The organism is Halothiobacillus sp. (assembly GCF_027346185.1).
Classification (GTDB): Bacteria; Pseudomonadota; Gammaproteobacteria; order Halothiobacillales; family Halothiobacillaceae; genus Halothiobacillus.
Map to the genome: position 1 here is coordinate 1 of NZ_DAIESY010000040.1, position 16,785 is coordinate 16,785.

Consider the following 16,785-nt stretch of genomic DNA (forward strand, 5'->3'; position numbering starts at 1 on the left):
CGCTTCCCTGAGTGGGCTGAGTTTGGCCAACACTTCGCAACATCTTCAACGAATGCATCAGGTTGGACTTGTTGTCTCACGGAGGCAGGGCAAGCAGATCATTTATCGCTTGGCAGATGATGATGTGATCGAGTTGCTGGCAGTTTTAAAACGAGTCTCCGAACGCCATCTGCACGAAGTACGCGATCTCATTGATCGCCATCTCACGCAAAGAGACAGTCTGGAACCCATATCGGCAACAGAACTGATCGCCCGATGCCGCGATGGCTTGGTCACGGTGCTTGATGTGCGGCCTGCCGAAGAATATGCCGCCGGTCACGTACCAGGGGCTATCAATGTCACATTGGCGGATCTTGAACGCAAAATGATCGATCTCGATCCCAATCTTGAGATCGTGGCTTATTGCCGGGGGGCTTACTGCACCCTTTCATTTGAAGCTATTGAGCGACTTCGCGCACACGGCTTTCGGGCAAGACGCCTGGCAGACGGCTTTCCGGAGTGGAAGCTCGAACATCGCCCGGTGGAAATCGGTACCGGGGATGACGGCGGAAGTCACCCCGCCGTTTAGAGAATGACAGCAGTTATCACCCCGTAATACTGTTAATTTCAGACTTGCCAAGTTGCGCCCAACGACTGGTCTCTGAATTGCCTGTTTTCCAGTGTAAAAAAGCTGACAGGTGCTCCCCTTTTTTATTCACTTACGGTTGTGAATAGGATCGGGAGCGGATGATGACTGCGGGTAGGAGACCAAGCGTCCGCTCCCGATCCTTTTCACAACCGCCCGTGAAAACGGGGTAGAACCCCACCGGTTGAATCCACACCGAGAAGCGGACCGATGGGTTTCTTGGGTAGACTCGGGGGGCCTCACCTCATATGGGGCGAGGCATAGGTAGTTCTTATGTCCGGCCTATGTGGCACCCGTATCAGTCTTGGATGACGATAATCTTGGTGGTGCGAATGCATGCGATTAACGATAGGGCCGCTGTAGCAACTGGCAGGACCCTTGGCAGAGCCTGGATGCTCCTTACCCGTTCCCTATGTGGGGACTTCGTCCATGACAATCATCCGAACGATCGCGCATCGGTCTGGATGCTCAGAATTTTTCCGATGAAATACATGTCAGCCCACCAAGGGGATGATTCTGATCCGGGATGTTTTGTCGTCGAAGAAAATCAGAAGAATCCAGATGGTCATGTAACCGCACTTTCCTACCAAACATCAAAGTGTGGGCATGGGTGTGGGCATAATCATCTAGTTTGTTTGCAATTCGCTTTAGAATCAAGCGAATACATATGAAAAATGGCGGAGCGAGAGGGATTCGAACCCTCGATACGGGGTTACCGTATACACACTTTCCAGGCGTGCTCCTTCAACCACTCGGACACCGCTCCAGTTTTTCGCGCGTCTCGACAGACGGGCAGGAAAGTGGCGTGGATTCTAGCAATCGTGCGGGGCTTTAGCAAACAAACTTATGTCTTTGCTCGCTCGAATACGGCCATGGATTCAATGTGGCTGGTATGCGGGAACATGTCCATGACGCCCGCGGTGATCAGGCGGTAGCCGTGTTCATGTACCAGAATGTGGGCATCGCGCGCCAGGGAGCCCGGATGACAGGATATGTACACAATCCGTTCGGGGGCGAAACGCGCGATATGCGGCATCATGGCTTCGGCACCGGCACGGGGTGGATCGAGCAGGACGCGGTCGTAGGTTTGTTGCATCCAGAGATGGGTCGGATCGGGTTCAAACAGGTTACCGATGACATGTTCGGTATTTGTGATGCCGTTGGCGGCGGCCGATTGCGCACCGCGCTCGACCATGGGTTCATCGAGTTCTACTGCGGTTACTTTTGCGGCTTTGCGGGCGATGGGCAGGGTGAAATTACCGAGTCCGGCGAAAAGGTCGAGTACATGATCGCCCGGTTGCACATCCAGCCATTGGAGCGCCTGCACAATCATGGCCCGATTGATGTCTGTGTTGATCTGGATGAAGTCCAGTGGCGCGAATTCTATGGATACATCGAAACTCGAATGCGCGTATGTCAGCGGGGCGACTAGCGCCTTGTCGAGCGGATGGATGCTGTCGTTGTTTCCCGGTTGAAGGTAGATGTCGAAGCCTTCCTGTATGCCAAAGGCCCGGAGCTTTTCCTTATCGCTCTGGCTCAAGGGCTCGAGGTGGCGGAATACGAGTGCGACCCGGTCATCGCCGCAGGCCACTTCGATTTGTGGGATGAGTTCACGAGCTTCCAGGCTGAGGATGGTCTCGCCGATGTCAGTCAGTCGTTCGCCCACGCGGGGATCAAGCACGCGGCAGCTTTGCAGATCGGAGAGAAAATGGGTGTGTCGTTCTCTGAACCCGATGATTACCCGTCCTTTTTTGGGTACGTATTTGACGCCGAGTCGGGCCTTGCGGCGGTAACCCCAGTTTGCCCGGGCCAATGCGGGCAGTACGGTTTCTGGAACAACCTTGCCGATGCGTTGCAGTTGGTCGAATAGCGCCTGTTCTTTGGTGGCCAGTTGTTTTTCGCTGGTGAGATGCTGCATAGCGCAGCCGCCACATTGGTCGAAGTGAGGGCAGGGTGGGGTGATGCGATCCGGTGAGGCTTGTTCGACGGCGACGGTATCGCCTTCGTCAAAGTGTTTTTTCCGATCGGTGTAGATAAAGCGCACGGTTTCGCCGGGTAATGCGCGACCGATAAATGTGGCCTTGCCATCGATATGGCTGACACCACGTCCTTCGAGGGTAAGTGATTCTATTTGGGCTTGAAATTCACCCTTCGGCAACTTTGGTTTTCGCACGATTGGATAGGCTCCTCGGATGAGACGGCGACATGTTTGGGGGTGGTATTGAAGCAGGGTTTGTAGTGTCGGGGAAGAGGAAGGATTGGAGCGGAGTTATTTCTGAGGAAACAACCTGTTCAGTGGCATTTACAATTTGATACAGAATTCCGATGTTCTGTTTTTTTATGGTATTTCTTGGAAAGATTTTTAAATTCAATTGGTTGCGATTTTTTATCTGTGTCTGAGCCGGGTTCTGTTCATCTTGCGCTATTTTAACGCCGCCCTCATATTGATACCACAAGGCGGGCGTACCTACCCGATGAGCGAGTGTGTAGTGACTGTCACCAATGAGTTTTGGGACGAGGGGTGAATACGATGAACCGATTAGGTCGTTTTGTGTTGGGTCTGGCTACTGTTCCATTGCTCGGTGGTTGTGTCGCTGTGGGTTACCCCGATAGCGCGCCTATGTACCCGGAGTATGGGGTGGTGCGTTCGAGCTATGTCAGTATTGGCATTAATGTACCGGTTTATCCGTCCTTGGTTCGGATTCCGGGCTACCCGGCCTATTACGCCCCCGGCGTGGCTACTAACTACTTCTTTTACGATGGGGTGTACTGGGTCTTCCGGGACGACGGTTGGTACCAGAGTACCTGGTACAACGGACCGTGGGTCTATGTTTCACCCAATGTGGTGCCTTTGTTCATTCTGCGGATTCCTGTTCGTTATTACCGATATCCTCCGTCCTATTTCCGTAGCTGGTATCCCGATGCGCCCCCGCGTTGGGGAGAGCACTGGGGGCCTCAGTGGGAACAGCATCGTCACGGATGGGATAAGTGGAATCGGTCAGCGGCCCCGGCGCCTGCACCCCTGCCCCACTACCAGCGGGAGTACTCCGGCTCGAAATATCCTCGGCTGGAACAGCAACCCATATTGCGTGCAGAGAGATACCGATATCAGCCTCAGGATCGTGCGGGACGTCAGCTTTATCAGGAGCGCGAACGGGAACAGATGGGGGCTCAGCCTCCTGCGCAGCGAGGCTATGTTCCTGAACCGCAACAGCAGCGAATTCAGCCAATGCCTCAGGAGCGAAATCAGCGGCAGATGGAGCATCAGCGCTCCTATCCGTCTGCTCCTATGATGCAGCAGCAATCTCAACCGCAGCAGATGCAACCGAGATATCAACCACAACAGATGCAGCAGCAGTACCAGCCACAGCCGCAGCAGCAGCAGCAGATTCAACCGAGATATCAACCGCAGCCGCAACCTCAGCAAATACAGCCGCGGCAGGATTCTTCATGGCGTGGGCAACAACCCGGAGCGGGGCAGCGTGGTGGTGTATCTCAGGGTGGTATTCAAGGAGGGCAGGGTGCCACGCAGCGAGATTATCGGCAGCAAGGGCAACGCCAGGATCGTTAGCCGTAACACCTGATTCTGTTCAAGCCGGGTTTGCTCCATGGGGAGGGCTCGCCTGAAGCGAGTCAGGTGTCCTGAACTTTTGCGAAACAACGGATCGTGGTCACGAGTGGTCTTGCTGCCATTGCTCATACGAGAGGCGAGCGATATCGAAGCGATCGGTCGTGTGGCAATACACGGAAGGCGAGCCCATGCGTCCGATCGGTGCAAAGTTGTTGATATGCAGGCGCTCATCGATCAAGTCGTCATGAACGTGGAACATGACGACTTCCCCGATAATCAGGGTGTTTGCACCGAGCTGTTGTTCGCTGAACAGTCTGCACTCCATGCTGGCTTTGGCTTCCGCCACGCGAGGAACTTTGATCTTTTCGGATGGCGCGGTATGCAAATTTGCGATCTCCAATTCGCTGATCGTTGCAGGGAAGTCCGCGGCAGAAATGTTCATGGCGTTGAATAACTCTTCAGTCACCAGATTCACGACGAATTCACCGTTTGCATGGACATTCTTAGCCGTGTCCTTGGGTTCGCCCGCATCGTTTTTGCCCACGCTGAACATGACATAAAGCGGGTCGCTCCCGATGGCATTGAAAAAACTGTACGGTGCCAGATTGACGATGCCATCCGAACTCAGGCTGCTGATCCACGCGATCGGGCGAGGCACGATCAGGTTCGTCAGCAATTTGTAGTTGTCCATATTCGAATGCTGCGCGGGATCAATGTGCATGGGGTGGTCCTCTGTGAATCGGGTTCTGGTATTCGGTAGTATTGCAATCTGAAAAGGTTAGTCGATCAACTGATCTGCTGCATGAATGGGTCGTAAATAGGGCGGTACGGTTTCTTCGGATTTTGTACGAGCCTTATAGAACATGGGTGGCGTGAGGTCATACAGGGAATTAAATCGCCGTTGTTTGCTCATACACTGGTTGTTGTCGCCTGTTTTGCAGCGATGGCTGAGTTACACTAATCAACCTACACGTTTTACCGAATTGGGCATTATTCAATGAGCGAAAGCATCCATCACCCCGCGTTTACCTTTGTTCGTACTCAGCCGATTGCGGCCTTGAATCTCACGGTGGATGAATACCGTCACAATGCGACGGGTGCTAGGCATTTCCATCTGGCGACCGATGATCCACAGAATGTCTTTCTGGTGGGGTTGCGTACGGTGCCGGAGGATTCGACCGGGGTGGCGCATATTCTGGAACATACGGTGTTGTGCGGTTCGGAGCGTTTCCCGGTGCGCGATCCGTTTTTCATGATGATCCGCCGTTCGCTCAATACGTTCATGAATGCCTTTACCGCCAGCGACTGGACGGCTTATCCATTCGCTTCGGTCAATGTGAAAGATTTCTACAACCTGTTGGATGTTTATCTCGATGCGGTGTTTTTCTCCCGCATTGACGAGCGCGATTTCCGGCAGGAAGGCCACCGCGTTGAATTCACCACGCCCGATGACCCAACCACACCGCTGACGTTCAAAGGCGTGGTGTTCAACGAGATGAAGGGCGCCATGAGCAACCCGTCCTCCGTGCTATGGCAGACGCTGACGAGCGAGCTGTTCCCGACGACAACCTACCACTACAACTCCGGTGGCGAGCCGGCCGAAATTCCCAACCTGACTTACGCGCAATTGAAGGCGTTTTACCAGCGGTTCTATCACCCGTCGAACGCCGTGTTCATGACCTATGGCAATTTGCCGGTGATCGATCTGCAAACGCAGTTCGAAGAGAAGGCGTTAAAACGTTTTACCCGTATCGATCCCAACTCTGCCGTGCCCATTGAGCAGGCGCTGACTTCCCCGCGCTTGGTTGAAGAAAATTATGCGCTCGATGAGCCCGATCTCGCCGAGAAAACTCATGTGGTTGTCGGCTGGTTGTTGGGCGAAAGCACCGATCTGGATGCGGCGCTGGAAGCCCAACTGCTCGAAGGCGTACTGCTCGAAAACAGCGCTTCTCCACTGTTGCGCGTGCTGGAAACCACCGATCTGGGCGGTTCGCCTTCGCCCATTCTGGGATTGGAAGACTCACAACGGCAGATGGTATTCGTGGCCGGTGTCGAAGGCAGCGAGCCGGATCGGGCCGAGGCTGTGGAACGGTTGGTACTCGATACCTTGACCGAGATTGCCGAAAAAGGCGTGCCTGCGGACATGATTGAGTCGGTACTGCATCAGATCGAACTCTCGCAACGCGAAGTGACCGGCGATGGCATGCCCTATGGCCTGCAACTGATCCTGCATGGTCTGCCTGCCGCAATTCACGATGGCGACCCGATTGCGGTTCTGGACCTGGAGCCTGCGCTCGCGCGGTTGCGCAAAAAGGCCGCCGATAGCCAATTTATCCCGAATCTGATCCGCACATTGCTGCTCGATAACACCCACCGCGTGCGCGTGGTGCTCAAACCCGATACCGAATTGTCTGCCAGGAAGCAGGCCGCCGAACAGGCCCGTCTGGCCGCCATGCAGGCTGCCATGTCCGATGCGGAAAAACAGGAGGTAGTCGAGCAGGCCAAGGCACTGGCCGAGCGGCAGGCCGAGGTCGATGACATCAGCATCCTGCCGACCGTGACGCGCGAGGATATTCCCGAACACATCGATTTGCCGACCCCGGAAAAGATCATCCATCATCCGGCGACATCGACTTGGTTCAATCGCAGCACCAATGGTTTGGTTTACCTGCAAGCCGCGCTGGATTTGCCGCAACTGACCCACGATGAGCTCGATCTGCTGCCGATTTATAGCGGCGTATTGACCGAACTGGGTGCCGGAGATCGTGACTATCTGCAGATGGCTGAAGCCGTCGCCGCGCGTACGGGCGGGTTTTCTGCCCGATCATCCATTCGCCCGGATCTCGACAACGCGCATAAGCTGAGCTCGTTTTTCCTGCTCGGCGGCAAGGCATTGGTTCGCCATGCCGATGACCTCGTGGATCTGTTCCATCAGCATCTCAACGCGGCGCGTTTCGATGAAACCAGCCGTATTCGGGATCTGATCAGTCAGATTCGTTTTCGCAGTGAACAAGGCATTGCCGGAGCGGGTCACGTTCATGCCATGAATCTGGCTTCCAGCGGGATGTCGGCGCGTGCCAGGTTGACCCACGAATCGGGCGGTGTCGCCGGTGTGCGCCGAATTAAGGCAATGGATGACGCGCTTGATGAGCCCAAAGCCATCCACGATGTGGCCGAGCGATTGGCCCGTCTGCACGCCAAGCTCAAGGGCGGCTTGCGGCAATACAACGTGATTGCCGAACGCCGCCATTTTGGCGATATTCAGCCCGCACTGGAACGTGTCATGCAGCATGGCAATCCGGTCGAGCATTTCCAGCTACCGAAGGTGCATCAGCCGGTGCGCGAAGCCTGGATCGGTAACCTTGCCGTGAATTACTGCGCCAAGGCCCATGCCGCCGTACCGCCATTGCATGAAGATGCCGCCGCGCTGGCCGTTCTGGGTGGCTTTTTGCGTAACGGTTATCTGCACCGAGCCATTCGTGAGCAGGGCGGTGCTTACGGTGGTGGCGCGGGATACGATTCTGAATCAGCAAGCTTCCGCTTCTTCTCCTACCGAGATCCGCGCTTGACCGACACGCTTAATGACTTTGATCGAGCCATCGACTGGTTGCTGGATAATACACATGAAGGCCGCACGGTCGATGAGGCGATTTTCGGTGTCATTTCCAGCATCGATAAGCCCGGTTCGCCCGCAGGGGAGGCGAAAAAAGCGTTTCTTGATGGTCTGCATGGTCGCACACTCGAACAGCAGCGCCTGATGCGGGCCCGGATTCTGGATGTGACCGAAGCGGACTTAAAGCGCGTTGCAGAAACCTATCTGAACCCGGATTCCGCTTCCATCGGCGTGCTTTGCGGCCCGACGAAAGAAGATGAGTTAAAAGGGCTTGGTCTGCATATCGAACGGATTTAAGCTGCACTCGGTAGTGCTCCAAACGACTGATCGGATCCGTCTGGGAGGAATATTTACTGACGCGAGTGGCTCGGGGAAATACTGAGCTTCTTGTACGTCTGACTTGGGTCGCCGGATTTAGGCGTCGTTGAATGGGGGGTTGCACCATGTTTCTGTTTCGTTCTGTGTTCTCATTACGTTCACTGTTCTGGTCTACCGGCCTTGCGGTGATGGTCGTGGGGAGTGCGGTGGCACGAGCCGCTCCGCCGCCCGAAGCGGCCAGTTGCGCCGCCTGTCATGGCGCTCAGGGTGCGGGTCAGGCAGCAGCAAACTTTCCTCGTCTGGCCGGCTTGCCTGCCTCTTATCTGGCTGAACAGTTACATTTGTTTGCCTCAGGGCAACGCCAGAACGCCATTATGTCGGGTATGGCCAAACCGTTGAGCTCTGAGCAGATCAAAACGCTGGCTGATTATTACTCAGGCTTGCCGGTCTCCATGGCGGCTCCTGCGCAGACGGTTCCCGCCGATTTGAAATCTCGTGGTGAGCAACTGGCTATGTTGGGTGACTGGAAGGCAGGTATTCCCGCCTGTTTTCGTTGCCATGGCCCTGGCGGTGTGGGCGTGGCGCCAGCGTTTCCGGCCTTGACTGGGCAATCTGCGACCTATCTTGATCAGCAAATTACGGCTTGGAAAAATGGTACACGTAGTGGTGACCCTCAGGGGTTGATGCATACCATCGCATTACGGATGAGTGATGCCGATACCAAGGCAGTCACGGCCTGGTTGGCGGCGCAGAAGCCAGAGGCAGCGGTGATGGGCAAAACGAATCAGGCCGGAGGCGCGCAATGAGCAAGCACATTCAACAAATCAAGCCTGTGTTGACGTCGATTCTGCTGGCGTCTGTGGCCGTGGTGCCCATGGTAAGCCTGGCTGCTGTCGAGGTCACGCCCAAATCTGCACCGAATGCCGCTGTGTTGACGGGGTCGACCTTCACCCCTCCCGATCCTTCCACCATACCGAATGACGAATTCGGCAAGATGGTTCAATTGGGCCGCAACATCATGTTCGAATCGAAGAAGTACGCGCCGCAGTATGTGGGTAATTCGCTCAATTGCGTGAACTGTCATACCGATGGCGGCGCGATGGCGGGTTCCGCGCCACTGTGGGGCGCGTGGGTCAGCTATCCAGCCTATCGTAGCAAGAACAAGAAGGTGAATACCTTCGAAGACCGGCTGCAAGGCTGTTTTCGTTTCAGCATGAACGGCAAGATGCCGCCGCTTGGTAGTGAGGCGCTGGTGGCGTTGTCGTCCTATTCCTATTGGCTGGCAAAGGGCTTGCCCACGGGTGATAGCAAAATTGCTGGCCGCGGTTACCCAGATATTCCAGAGCCCAAGCAAGCGCCGGATTTCGTCCGTGGCCAGGCCGTGTATGAAGCCAATTGCGCGATTTGTCACGCCGCCAACGGTGAAGGCCGCATGGTGAACGGCACTGTCGTGTTTCCGCCTTTGTGGGGCGCGCAGTCGTTTAACTGGGGTGCGGGCATGGGGAGTATCTCGAATGCCGCCAAGTTCATCTATGCCAATATGCCCTATGGTCAAAGCTACAGCCTGACCCCACAGCAAGCCTGGGATGTGGCGTATTTCATGGATGGTCATGAGCGCCCGCAGGATCCGCGCTGGGAAGGCAGCGTAGCTGCCACTCGCGCCAAATATCACGACAATAAAAACAGTCTGTACGGCACTAAGGTGAACGGCGTTTTATTGGGTGATACCGGTGCACCGAAGCCGTTTAATCAATAGGGAATAAGCCGTTAACCCGCTTTGATGGTCTGGTGCTTGAATCACGTCTGATCAGGGTTTCTTTAAATCCCCCTCATTCTCCCTTTTACAAAGGGGGGCGCTTGCTCAAAAAACGGAGGCGTATTCTCCCCCCTTTGAAAAAAGGGGGGGTAGGGGGGATTTGCCGAGTCATACCCATTACCCGAAGGAACGCTGCGTTTGGCAGATCTTCCTTGAACTCACTCGCGAGCCAACATTTCCTGAGCGGTTGCCCGGGTCTGGGCGGTGATGTCGATGCCGCCGATCATGCGGGCGATTTCGTCGATACGTGCCGCGTGGTCCAGTGGTACGATCTCGGTCACGGTGCCACTTTCCAGATGGTGCTTCTGCACCTGAATCTGATGTTGTCCCTGTGCGGCCACCTGCGGTAGATGGGTCACGCAGAACACTTGCCGGGTCTGGCCGAGGGCACGCAGATGACGCCCCACGATCTCGGCAATCGCGCCACCAATCCCCGTATCCACTTCATCGAAAATAAAGGTTTCCACCGGATCGAAGGCGGCGGTGAGTGTTTTGAACGCCAGACTCACGCGGGCCAGTTCGCCACCCGAGGCAATCTGGTCAAGCGGTTGGGGCGGCTGACCGCGGTTAGCACTGATGAGAAATACGATATCGTCGATACCCTGTTCGCCCCGCGCTGCGAGGTCGGCCACCGGGTTTATCGGGATTTCGATTTGCCCATGCGGCATGCCGAGTTGGCGGATGGCTTCGGTCACCGCGGCCGCCAGTTTTGCGGCGGCGGCTTTTCTTTTGACCGAAATGTCGGCGGCAAGTTGGTCGTAGTCGGCCATCTGTGCCTGAATTCTGGCTTCGAGCGCGGCGCTGTCTGCTTGCGCGTGATCGAGACGCGCGGCTTCTTCTCGGAGTTCTGCGATACGGTCGTCCAGTTGCTCCGGTGGAATGCGGTGCTTGCGCGCCAACTGGTGCAGTTGCTCGAGGCGGGCCTGCACCCGTTCGAGTTGTTCGGGATCGTCTTCTGCCGAATCGAGCCGGTCACGCAAGGTGTCTGCGGTCTCGCTGATCTGAATCTGGGCGATTTCCAGTGCGTCGATCAGTGGTGAGAGGGCGTCATCGAGCCCCGCGATTCGCGCGAGCGCCTGTTGTGCGTGCCCGATCCGGTCATGAACGTTGTCATCGCCATCGAATAGCTGTTCCAGTTGTGCGGCAAGCACACTGCGCCACTCATCCTGGCGGGAAAGGCGGCTCAATAACTGATGGGACTGATTGAATTCATCCGGTTGTGGTGCGATCTGGTCAATTTCTTCAAGCTGAAAGGCCAGCAAGGCGCGGCGGTCTTCGTGGCTTTGTTCGGCGGCGCGAATGTCCTCGAGTTGGTGTTGACTCTGGCGGAGCTCATGGGAGAGCTGCGCCAGCTTCTGCGTTGGTCCGGTTAGCCCGGCAAAACTGTCCAAAAGCAATCTCTGATAGCGTTTTTCAAGCAGTTTCTGGTTGTGGTGCTGGCCATGAACGTCGATCAGCAGGCCGCCGAGCGTTTTGAGGGTCGCGGCCGGGCAGGGGCGGCCATTGATCCAGATCTTGCCGCGCCCCTCGCGATTCAGGGTGCGACGGATAATGAGTTCATCGTCGAGTAGCTCCTGTTCTTCGAGGAATTCGGCCACGGGCGAGCTTGGGCTAACCTCAAACACCGCGATGACTTCCGCCTCCTCAAAGCCGGCTCGAATCAGTTGCGTATTGGCCCGTTCGCCCTGAATGAGGCCGATGGCGTCGATCAGGATGGATTTGCCTGCGCCGGTTTCGCCGGTGAGCGTGGTCATGCCCGGTGCAAATTGAATCTCGATCTCGTCGATCAGGGCGATGTGGCGGATAGTCAGGGAAGTCAGCATGGGAAAAATTAGCCGGTTTGCTCCGCCCAGCACAGTTTCGTGCGCAACAGGGCGTAGTAGTCGTGGTTGCAGGGATGAATCAGGCGGATATCGTGATCGTGCCGACGAATGACCAGGGTATCACCGACATCAAGCGGGTGGTTGATCTGGCCGTCGAAGCTCATCACGCCGCCGCCGCGCGACTGAGGCTTGGGTGTGATCTCGATCACATGCTGGGCACTGACTACGATGGGGCGATAACTCAGCGTGTGCGGACAAATCGAGACGATGCCAATGGCTTCAAGGTCGGGGGCAATCAGCGGGCCACCAGCCGACAGCGCATAGGCGGTCGAGCCGGTTGGGGTGCAGACGACGACGCCATCGGATCGTTGTTGGTTGAGCAGCACGCCATTGATATACATGTCGAATTCGACCATGCGTGCCGGATCACGCATCTTAAACGTGATGTCGTTCATTGCGATGGCTTGAAGCAGCCGGGTTTCTCCGCGCATGAGCGTGCCTTCGAGCAAAAAGCGCCGATCTTCGATGTAATGGCCACGCAGCATGGCCTCCAGATAGAGCTTCAGATCGCTGGGCAGTATGTCGACCAGAAAGCCCAGACGCCCGAGGTTGACGCCCATCAGTGGGATATTCCACAGGCTCAGCGTGCGCGCTGCATTGAGCAGGGTACCGTCGCCACCGAGCACGATGATCAGGTCGCAGTCTGGTTGGTCACGCTCGAAACGCGCCACCGGCAACTGATGAACCGGATTGTCGCAGGATAGTTCCAGCGCCCAGTCGATGCCCATCTGATCGAGCAGTTTGATCAGTTTCTGGAACACACGTTTGATTGCTTGGTCGGCGTAGGGTTTGGTGATTATGCCAATGCGCCGAAATACCGGCGCGTCCGAAGCATTGGACGTTGGTTCAACAGATTGCGTCTGCGCGGATTTTGCGCGGACTTTCGTATGATCAGCCACAAGTAAAACCTTTTGGGTATTTGTACTAGAGAAGAATATACCGTTCTTTTGCCTTTGATGTTTTCTTCTCCTGACTTGAAAAATTTTGATGCCACCCCAGATCTACACGGTATTCGCGTCGGCGACGACATTCAATGGCTTTATCTGATTTTGAGGATCACCGTATGACGGAACAATCCAAGCAACCCCACGACGAAAACATGACCCAGGATGTGAACCAGGACATGAGCAAAGAAGAGCAAGCGGATCAGTCCGTTACAGCGGATGAAACCCTGGATCCTCGGGTTCTGGCAGAGAAACTGGCCGAGCGTGATCAGGAAATACTGCGTTTGCACGCCGAGATGGAAAACCTGCGCAAGCGCGTGGAGCGCGATATCGAGAATGCCCGAAAATTCGCTCTGGAGCGATTTGTAGATAGTTTGCTGCCGGTAATCGATTCTCTGGAAATGGGTATTCAGGCCAGCGAAAACGAACATGCTTCTCTGGAGAAAATCCGCGAAGGCAGCGAGATGACGCTCAATCTGTTCATGCAGACGATGGAGAAATTCGGTGTCCATCCGGTTCATCCGGTCGGCGAGCGCTTCAACCCGGATCATCATCAGGCAATTTCCGTGCAGCCGCATGAAGGCCCTGCCGATCATGTAATCAGCGTGATGCAGAAAGGTTACCTGTTGCGTGATCGTCTTGTGCGCCCCGCCTTGGTGGTAGTGTCCAAAAATCAGTAAAGGGCTCTTGAAAACAGAGCAAATGACCGCAAATCAGACTTCGTAACGCACCAAGTGTAGATCAGGGTGCAGTAACGAATTCAAACGAACACATTGAACTGGCCCCGTAACGGGCTTATGAGGGAGAACATAATGGCTAAGATTATTGGTATCGATTTAGGCACGACGAATTCTTGCGTGGCTATCATGGAAGGCAAGTCTGCCAAGGTGATCGAGAACGCAGAGGGTGCCCGCACCACTCCATCCATCGTTGCTTATGCCAACGACGGTGAAATCATAGTTGGTCAACCGGCCAAGCGACAGGCCGTCACCAATCCGAAGAACACACTGTTTGCCGTCAAGCGCTTGATCGGGCGTCGTTTCGATGAAGACGCCGTGCAAAAAGACATCAAGTTGATGCCCTACAAGATCGTGAAGGCCGACAACGGTGATGCCTGGGTCGAGGTAAACGGCAGGAAAATGGCGCCGCCGGAAATTTCCGCACGCGTTCTGATGAAGATCAAAAAAGACGTCGAAGCCTATCTGGGTGAAGAAGTAACCGAGGCGGTCATCACCGTTCCTGCTTACTTCAACGACAGTCAGCGTCAGGCCACCAAGGACGCCGGCCGAATCGCCGGTCTGGATGTCAAGCGGATTATCAACGAACCGACTGCGGCTGCACTGGCCTACGGTATCGACAAGGCAGACAACAAGGACCGCAAGATTGCCGTATATGACTTGGGTGGCGGTACGTTTGACGTGTCCATCATCGAGGTGGCCAACATCGATGGCGAGAAGCAGTTCGAAGTGCTTTCCACCAATGGTGATACCTTCCTCGGCGGTGAAGATTTCGACAACCGTCTGATCGATTTTCTGGTTGCTGAATTCAAGAAAGAACAGGGCGTGGATCTACACAATGACCCTTTGGCCATGCAGCGTGTGAAGGAAGCTGCGGAAAAAGCCAAGATCGAGCTTTCCTCGACCGAACAGACCGACGTCAACCTGCCCTACGTTACGGCGGATGCCACCGGTCCGAAACACATGAATATCAAGATCACTCGTGCCAAGCTCGAATCGCTGGTCGATGATCTGATCACCCGCACCATCGATCCCTGCAAAATGGCGATCAAGGATGCGGGCGTATCGTTAAGCGATATCGACGAGGTTATCCTCGTGGGCGGCCAGACCCGCATGCCCAAGGTGCGTGAAGCCGTGAAGAATTTCTTTGGCAAGGAACCGCGCAAAGACGTGAACCCGGATGAAGCGGTTGCCGTGGGCGCGGCCATTCAGGGCGGCGTATTGTCCGGTAGTGTTAGCGATGTGTTGTTGCTTGATGTCACCCCGCTGTCCCTGGGTATCGAAACGATGGGCGGCGTGATGACCAAACTCATCGAGAAGAACACGACCATCCCGACCAAGGCAAGTCAAGTCTTCTCTACGGCAGATGACAACCAGACCGCGGTAACGGTGCATGTACTTCAGGGTGAGCGCGAGATTGCTTCCGGCAACAAATCGCTGGGTCGTTTCGACCTGACCGACATTCCGTCAGCACCACGGGGCATGCCGCAGATTGAGGTCACCTTCGACATCGATGCCAACGGTATTTTGAATGTCTCCGCGAAAGACAAGGGTACCGGCAAAGAGCAGAAGATCGTCATCAAGGCCAACTCGGGTCTTTCCGACGAGGAAGTGCAGCGTATGGTCGACGACGCCGCCGCACACGCGGAAGAAGACAAGAAACTGCGCGCGTTGGTTGACGTGCGTAACCAGGGCGATGGTTTGATTCATACGGTTGAGAAAACCATGAAGGAAACCGAAGGCTTGACCGACGCGGACAAGCAGCCAGTTACCAATGCGATTGCCGCTTTGCGCGAAGCAATGAAAGGCGACAACAAAGCTGAAATTGAAGCGAAAATCGAAGCGTTGACCCAGGTTTCTGCCACATTGATGCAGAAAGCCACGGCACAACCGCAGCAAGGCGGTGCAGAAACCGCCTCGGCCAAGGACGATGACGTGGTCGATGCCGAGTTCGAAGAAGTCAAAGACGATAAAAAATAAGCCGAGCATAAAGCCGTCTCCCGTTGGAGGACGGCTTTGTTACAGGCATTCAGTTTCTGATACGGCATGGTTGCGCGGTTTACCCCACGCACTTCTGCCGTTTTAACTTTTGAGCAGATTATGGCGAAGCGTTGTTATTACGAAATTCTTGAAGTGGAACGCACGGTATCGGGCGATGAGCTGAAAAAGGCCTATCGTCGATTGGCTATGAAGTACCACCCGGATCGCAATCCCGATGACCCCTCCGCCGAAGAGAAATTCAAGGAAGCCAAGGAAGCATTCGAGACCTTGTCCGACCCGCAAAAGCGTGCTGCCTATGACCAGTTCGGCCATGCCGGTGTTAATGCAGGTATGGGCGGCGGTAGAGGCGGTTTTGGCGGCGGCGGTGCAGGGTTTTCGGATATCTTCGGCGAAGTGTTTGGCGATATTTTCGGTGGCGGCGGCGGTCGCTCACGCGCCTATCGTGGTGCCGATATGCAGTACCACCTCAAGATTTCGCTGGAAGAGGCTGTTCGCGGCACGACGATAGAAATCCAGATTCCAAGCACGGAACCCTGTGATGTCTGCCATGGCACGGGCGCGAAACCCGGCACAGGCAAAAAGACCTGCAGTACCTGCCATGGTGCCGGTGCGGTGCGTGTCCAGCAGGGGTTCTTCTCGATCCAGCAAACCTGTCCGACCTGTGGCGGTTCAGGGGAAGTGATCGAGCATCCCTGCGAAGCCTGTCATGGTGCGGGTCGGGTAGAAACGCAAAAGACCCTGTCGATCAAGATTCCTGCAGGCGTCGATACCGGTGATCGTTTGCGGCACGCTGGTGAAGGTGGTCCCGGTGAGCAGGGTGGTCCGGCAGGTGATCTGTATGTTCTGATTGAAGTCAAACCACACCCGATTTTCCAGCGTCAGGATGCCGACCTGCTCTGTGATATGCCGATCAGCTTCGTGACAGCCGCCTTGGGTGGCGAGATTGAAGTGCCGACACTCGATGGCCGCATTGCGCTCAAGATTCCGGCCGAAACCCAGACGGGCAAGGTGTTCCGCCTGCGCGGAAAAGGGGTCCAGCCCGTGCGCGGCGGTGCCAAGGGGGACCTGCTCGTGACCGTCCATGTCGAAACACCGGTCAAGCTCACCAACGAACAGAAGGAACTTCTGCTGGCATTTGAGCGTTCACTGATCGGTGAGCAGGGCGGGGAGATTCCTGCTCAGCATCGTCCGCGTGAGCGTTCGTGGCTGGATTCGGTAAAAAGCTTTTTTGACGATTTGCGTGGCGAGTAGCTGGCAGGATAGCTTGTCGGTGTGTG

General features: G+C 55.6%; 12 protein-coding genes and 1 tRNA gene. 8 read left to right on the forward strand and 5 right to left on the reverse strand.

The window, feature by feature from the left end:
- Window positions 1–568: ArsR family transcriptional regulator (locus M7R55_RS02895; protein WP_298218356.1), on the forward strand; the 568-nt coding region annotated here is incomplete at its 5' end.
- 732 nt (window positions 569–1,300) lie between these two features.
- On the opposite strand, the gene M7R55_RS02900 is transcribed toward M7R55_RS02895, so the two are convergent.
- Window positions 1,301–1,391: transfer RNA gene (locus M7R55_RS02900), tRNA-Ser, on the reverse strand.
- Window positions 1,392–1,469: 78 nt separating this feature from the next.
- Complete coding sequence (gene rlmD, locus M7R55_RS02905; RefSeq protein ID WP_298218358.1) at window positions 1,470–2,798, reverse strand: 23S rRNA (uracil(1939)-C(5))-methyltransferase RlmD; 1,329 nt, start codon at window positions 2,796–2,798, stop codon at window positions 1,470–1,472.
- 357 nt (window positions 2,799–3,155) lie between these two features.
- Here rlmD and M7R55_RS02910 point away from each other — a divergent pair, with 357 nt between their 5' ends.
- Complete coding sequence (locus tag M7R55_RS02910) at window positions 3,156–4,196, forward strand: hypothetical protein (protein WP_298218361.1); 1,041 nt, start codon at window positions 3,156–3,158, stop codon at window positions 4,194–4,196.
- 100 nt (window positions 4,197–4,296) lie between these two features.
- Here M7R55_RS02910 and M7R55_RS02915 read toward each other — a convergent pair whose 3' ends face one another.
- A complete protein-coding gene (locus M7R55_RS02915; protein WP_298218363.1) occupies window positions 4,297–4,917 on the reverse strand; it encodes a flavin reductase family protein in 621 nt (206 codons plus the stop codon).
- Between the two features lie 276 nt (window positions 4,918–5,193).
- Between M7R55_RS02915 and M7R55_RS02920 the strand changes: the two genes are divergently transcribed.
- From M7R55_RS02920 to M7R55_RS02930, 3 genes are all read left to right on the forward strand, one after another.
- Entirely contained in the window at window positions 5,194–8,106 is a 2,913-nt protein-coding gene (locus M7R55_RS02920) for an insulinase family protein (RefSeq protein ID WP_298218365.1), read from the forward strand.
- Between the two features lie 146 nt (window positions 8,107–8,252).
- Window positions 8,253–8,933, forward strand: coding sequence for a c-type cytochrome (locus M7R55_RS02925; protein ID WP_298218367.1), 681 nt, complete (start codon window positions 8,253–8,255; stop codon window positions 8,931–8,933).
- Window positions 8,930–9,883: a c-type cytochrome gene (locus M7R55_RS02930; protein ID WP_298218369.1), complete on the forward strand. Its 954-nt coding sequence runs from the start codon at window positions 8,930–8,932 to the stop codon at window positions 9,881–9,883. The genes M7R55_RS02925 and M7R55_RS02930 overlap by 4 nt, the downstream gene beginning before the upstream one ends.
- Window positions 9,884–10,101: 218 nt before the next feature.
- Here M7R55_RS02930 and recN read toward each other — a convergent pair whose 3' ends face one another.
- Window positions 10,102–11,766, reverse strand: a complete 1,665-nt coding sequence (gene recN / locus M7R55_RS02935) for a DNA repair protein RecN (RefSeq protein WP_298218371.1) — start codon at window positions 11,764–11,766, stop codon at window positions 10,102–10,104.
- Window positions 11,767–11,774: 8 nt separating this feature from the next.
- Window positions 11,775–12,725, reverse strand: a complete 951-nt coding sequence (locus M7R55_RS02940; protein ID WP_298218373.1) for an NAD(+)/NADH kinase — start codon at window positions 12,723–12,725, stop codon at window positions 11,775–11,777.
- A 164-nt stretch (window positions 12,726–12,889) separates the two neighbouring features.
- Here M7R55_RS02940 and grpE point away from each other — a divergent pair, with 164 nt between their 5' ends.
- From grpE to dnaJ, 3 genes are all read left to right on the forward strand, one after another.
- Window positions 12,890–13,450 carry a nucleotide exchange factor GrpE gene (grpE, locus tag M7R55_RS02945; protein WP_298218375.1) on the forward strand — a complete coding sequence of 187 codons (561 nt, stop codon included), beginning with the start codon at window positions 12,890–12,892 and terminating at the stop codon, window positions 13,448–13,450.
- Window positions 13,451–13,582: 132 nt separating this feature from the next.
- On the forward strand, window positions 13,583–15,487 hold the full coding sequence (gene dnaK, locus M7R55_RS02950; protein ID WP_298218377.1) for a molecular chaperone DnaK: 1,905 nt from the start codon (window positions 13,583–13,585) through the stop codon (window positions 15,485–15,487).
- Window positions 15,488–15,607: 120 nt separating this feature from the next.
- Window positions 15,608–16,759 (forward strand): molecular chaperone DnaJ, encoded by a 1,152-nt coding sequence (gene dnaJ / locus M7R55_RS02955; protein WP_298218379.1) that lies wholly within the window; start codon window positions 15,608–15,610, stop codon window positions 16,757–16,759.
- Window positions 16,760–16,785: the final 26 nt, after the last annotated feature.

Bases quoted from the DNA above. Each gene is read 5' to 3' on its own strand.
- M7R55_RS02910 (WP_298218361.1), top strand. From the start codon at position 3,156: ATGAACCGATTAGGTCGTTTTGTGTTGGGTCTGGCTACTGTTCCATTG.
- M7R55_RS02915 (WP_298218363.1), bottom strand. From the start codon at position 4,917: ATGCACATTGATCCCGCGCAGCATTCGAATATGGACAACTACAAATTG.
- M7R55_RS02920 (WP_298218365.1), top strand. From the start codon at position 5,194: ATGAGCGAAAGCATCCATCACCCCGCGTTTACCTTTGTTCGTACTCAG.
- M7R55_RS02925 (WP_298218367.1), top strand. From the start codon at position 8,253: ATGTTTCTGTTTCGTTCTGTGTTCTCATTACGTTCACTGTTCTGGTCT.
- M7R55_RS02930 (WP_298218369.1), top strand. From the start codon at position 8,930: ATGAGCAAGCACATTCAACAAATCAAGCCTGTGTTGACGTCGATTCTG.
- recN (WP_298218371.1), bottom strand. From the start codon at position 11,766: ATGCTGACTTCCCTGACTATCCGCCACATCGCCCTGATCGACGAGATC.
- grpE (WP_298218375.1), top strand. From the start codon at position 12,890: ATGACGGAACAATCCAAGCAACCCCACGACGAAAACATGACCCAGGAT.
- dnaK (WP_298218377.1), top strand. From the start codon at position 13,583: ATGGCTAAGATTATTGGTATCGATTTAGGCACGACGAATTCTTGCGTG.
- dnaJ (WP_298218379.1), top strand. From the start codon at position 15,608: ATGGCGAAGCGTTGTTATTACGAAATTCTTGAAGTGGAACGCACGGTA.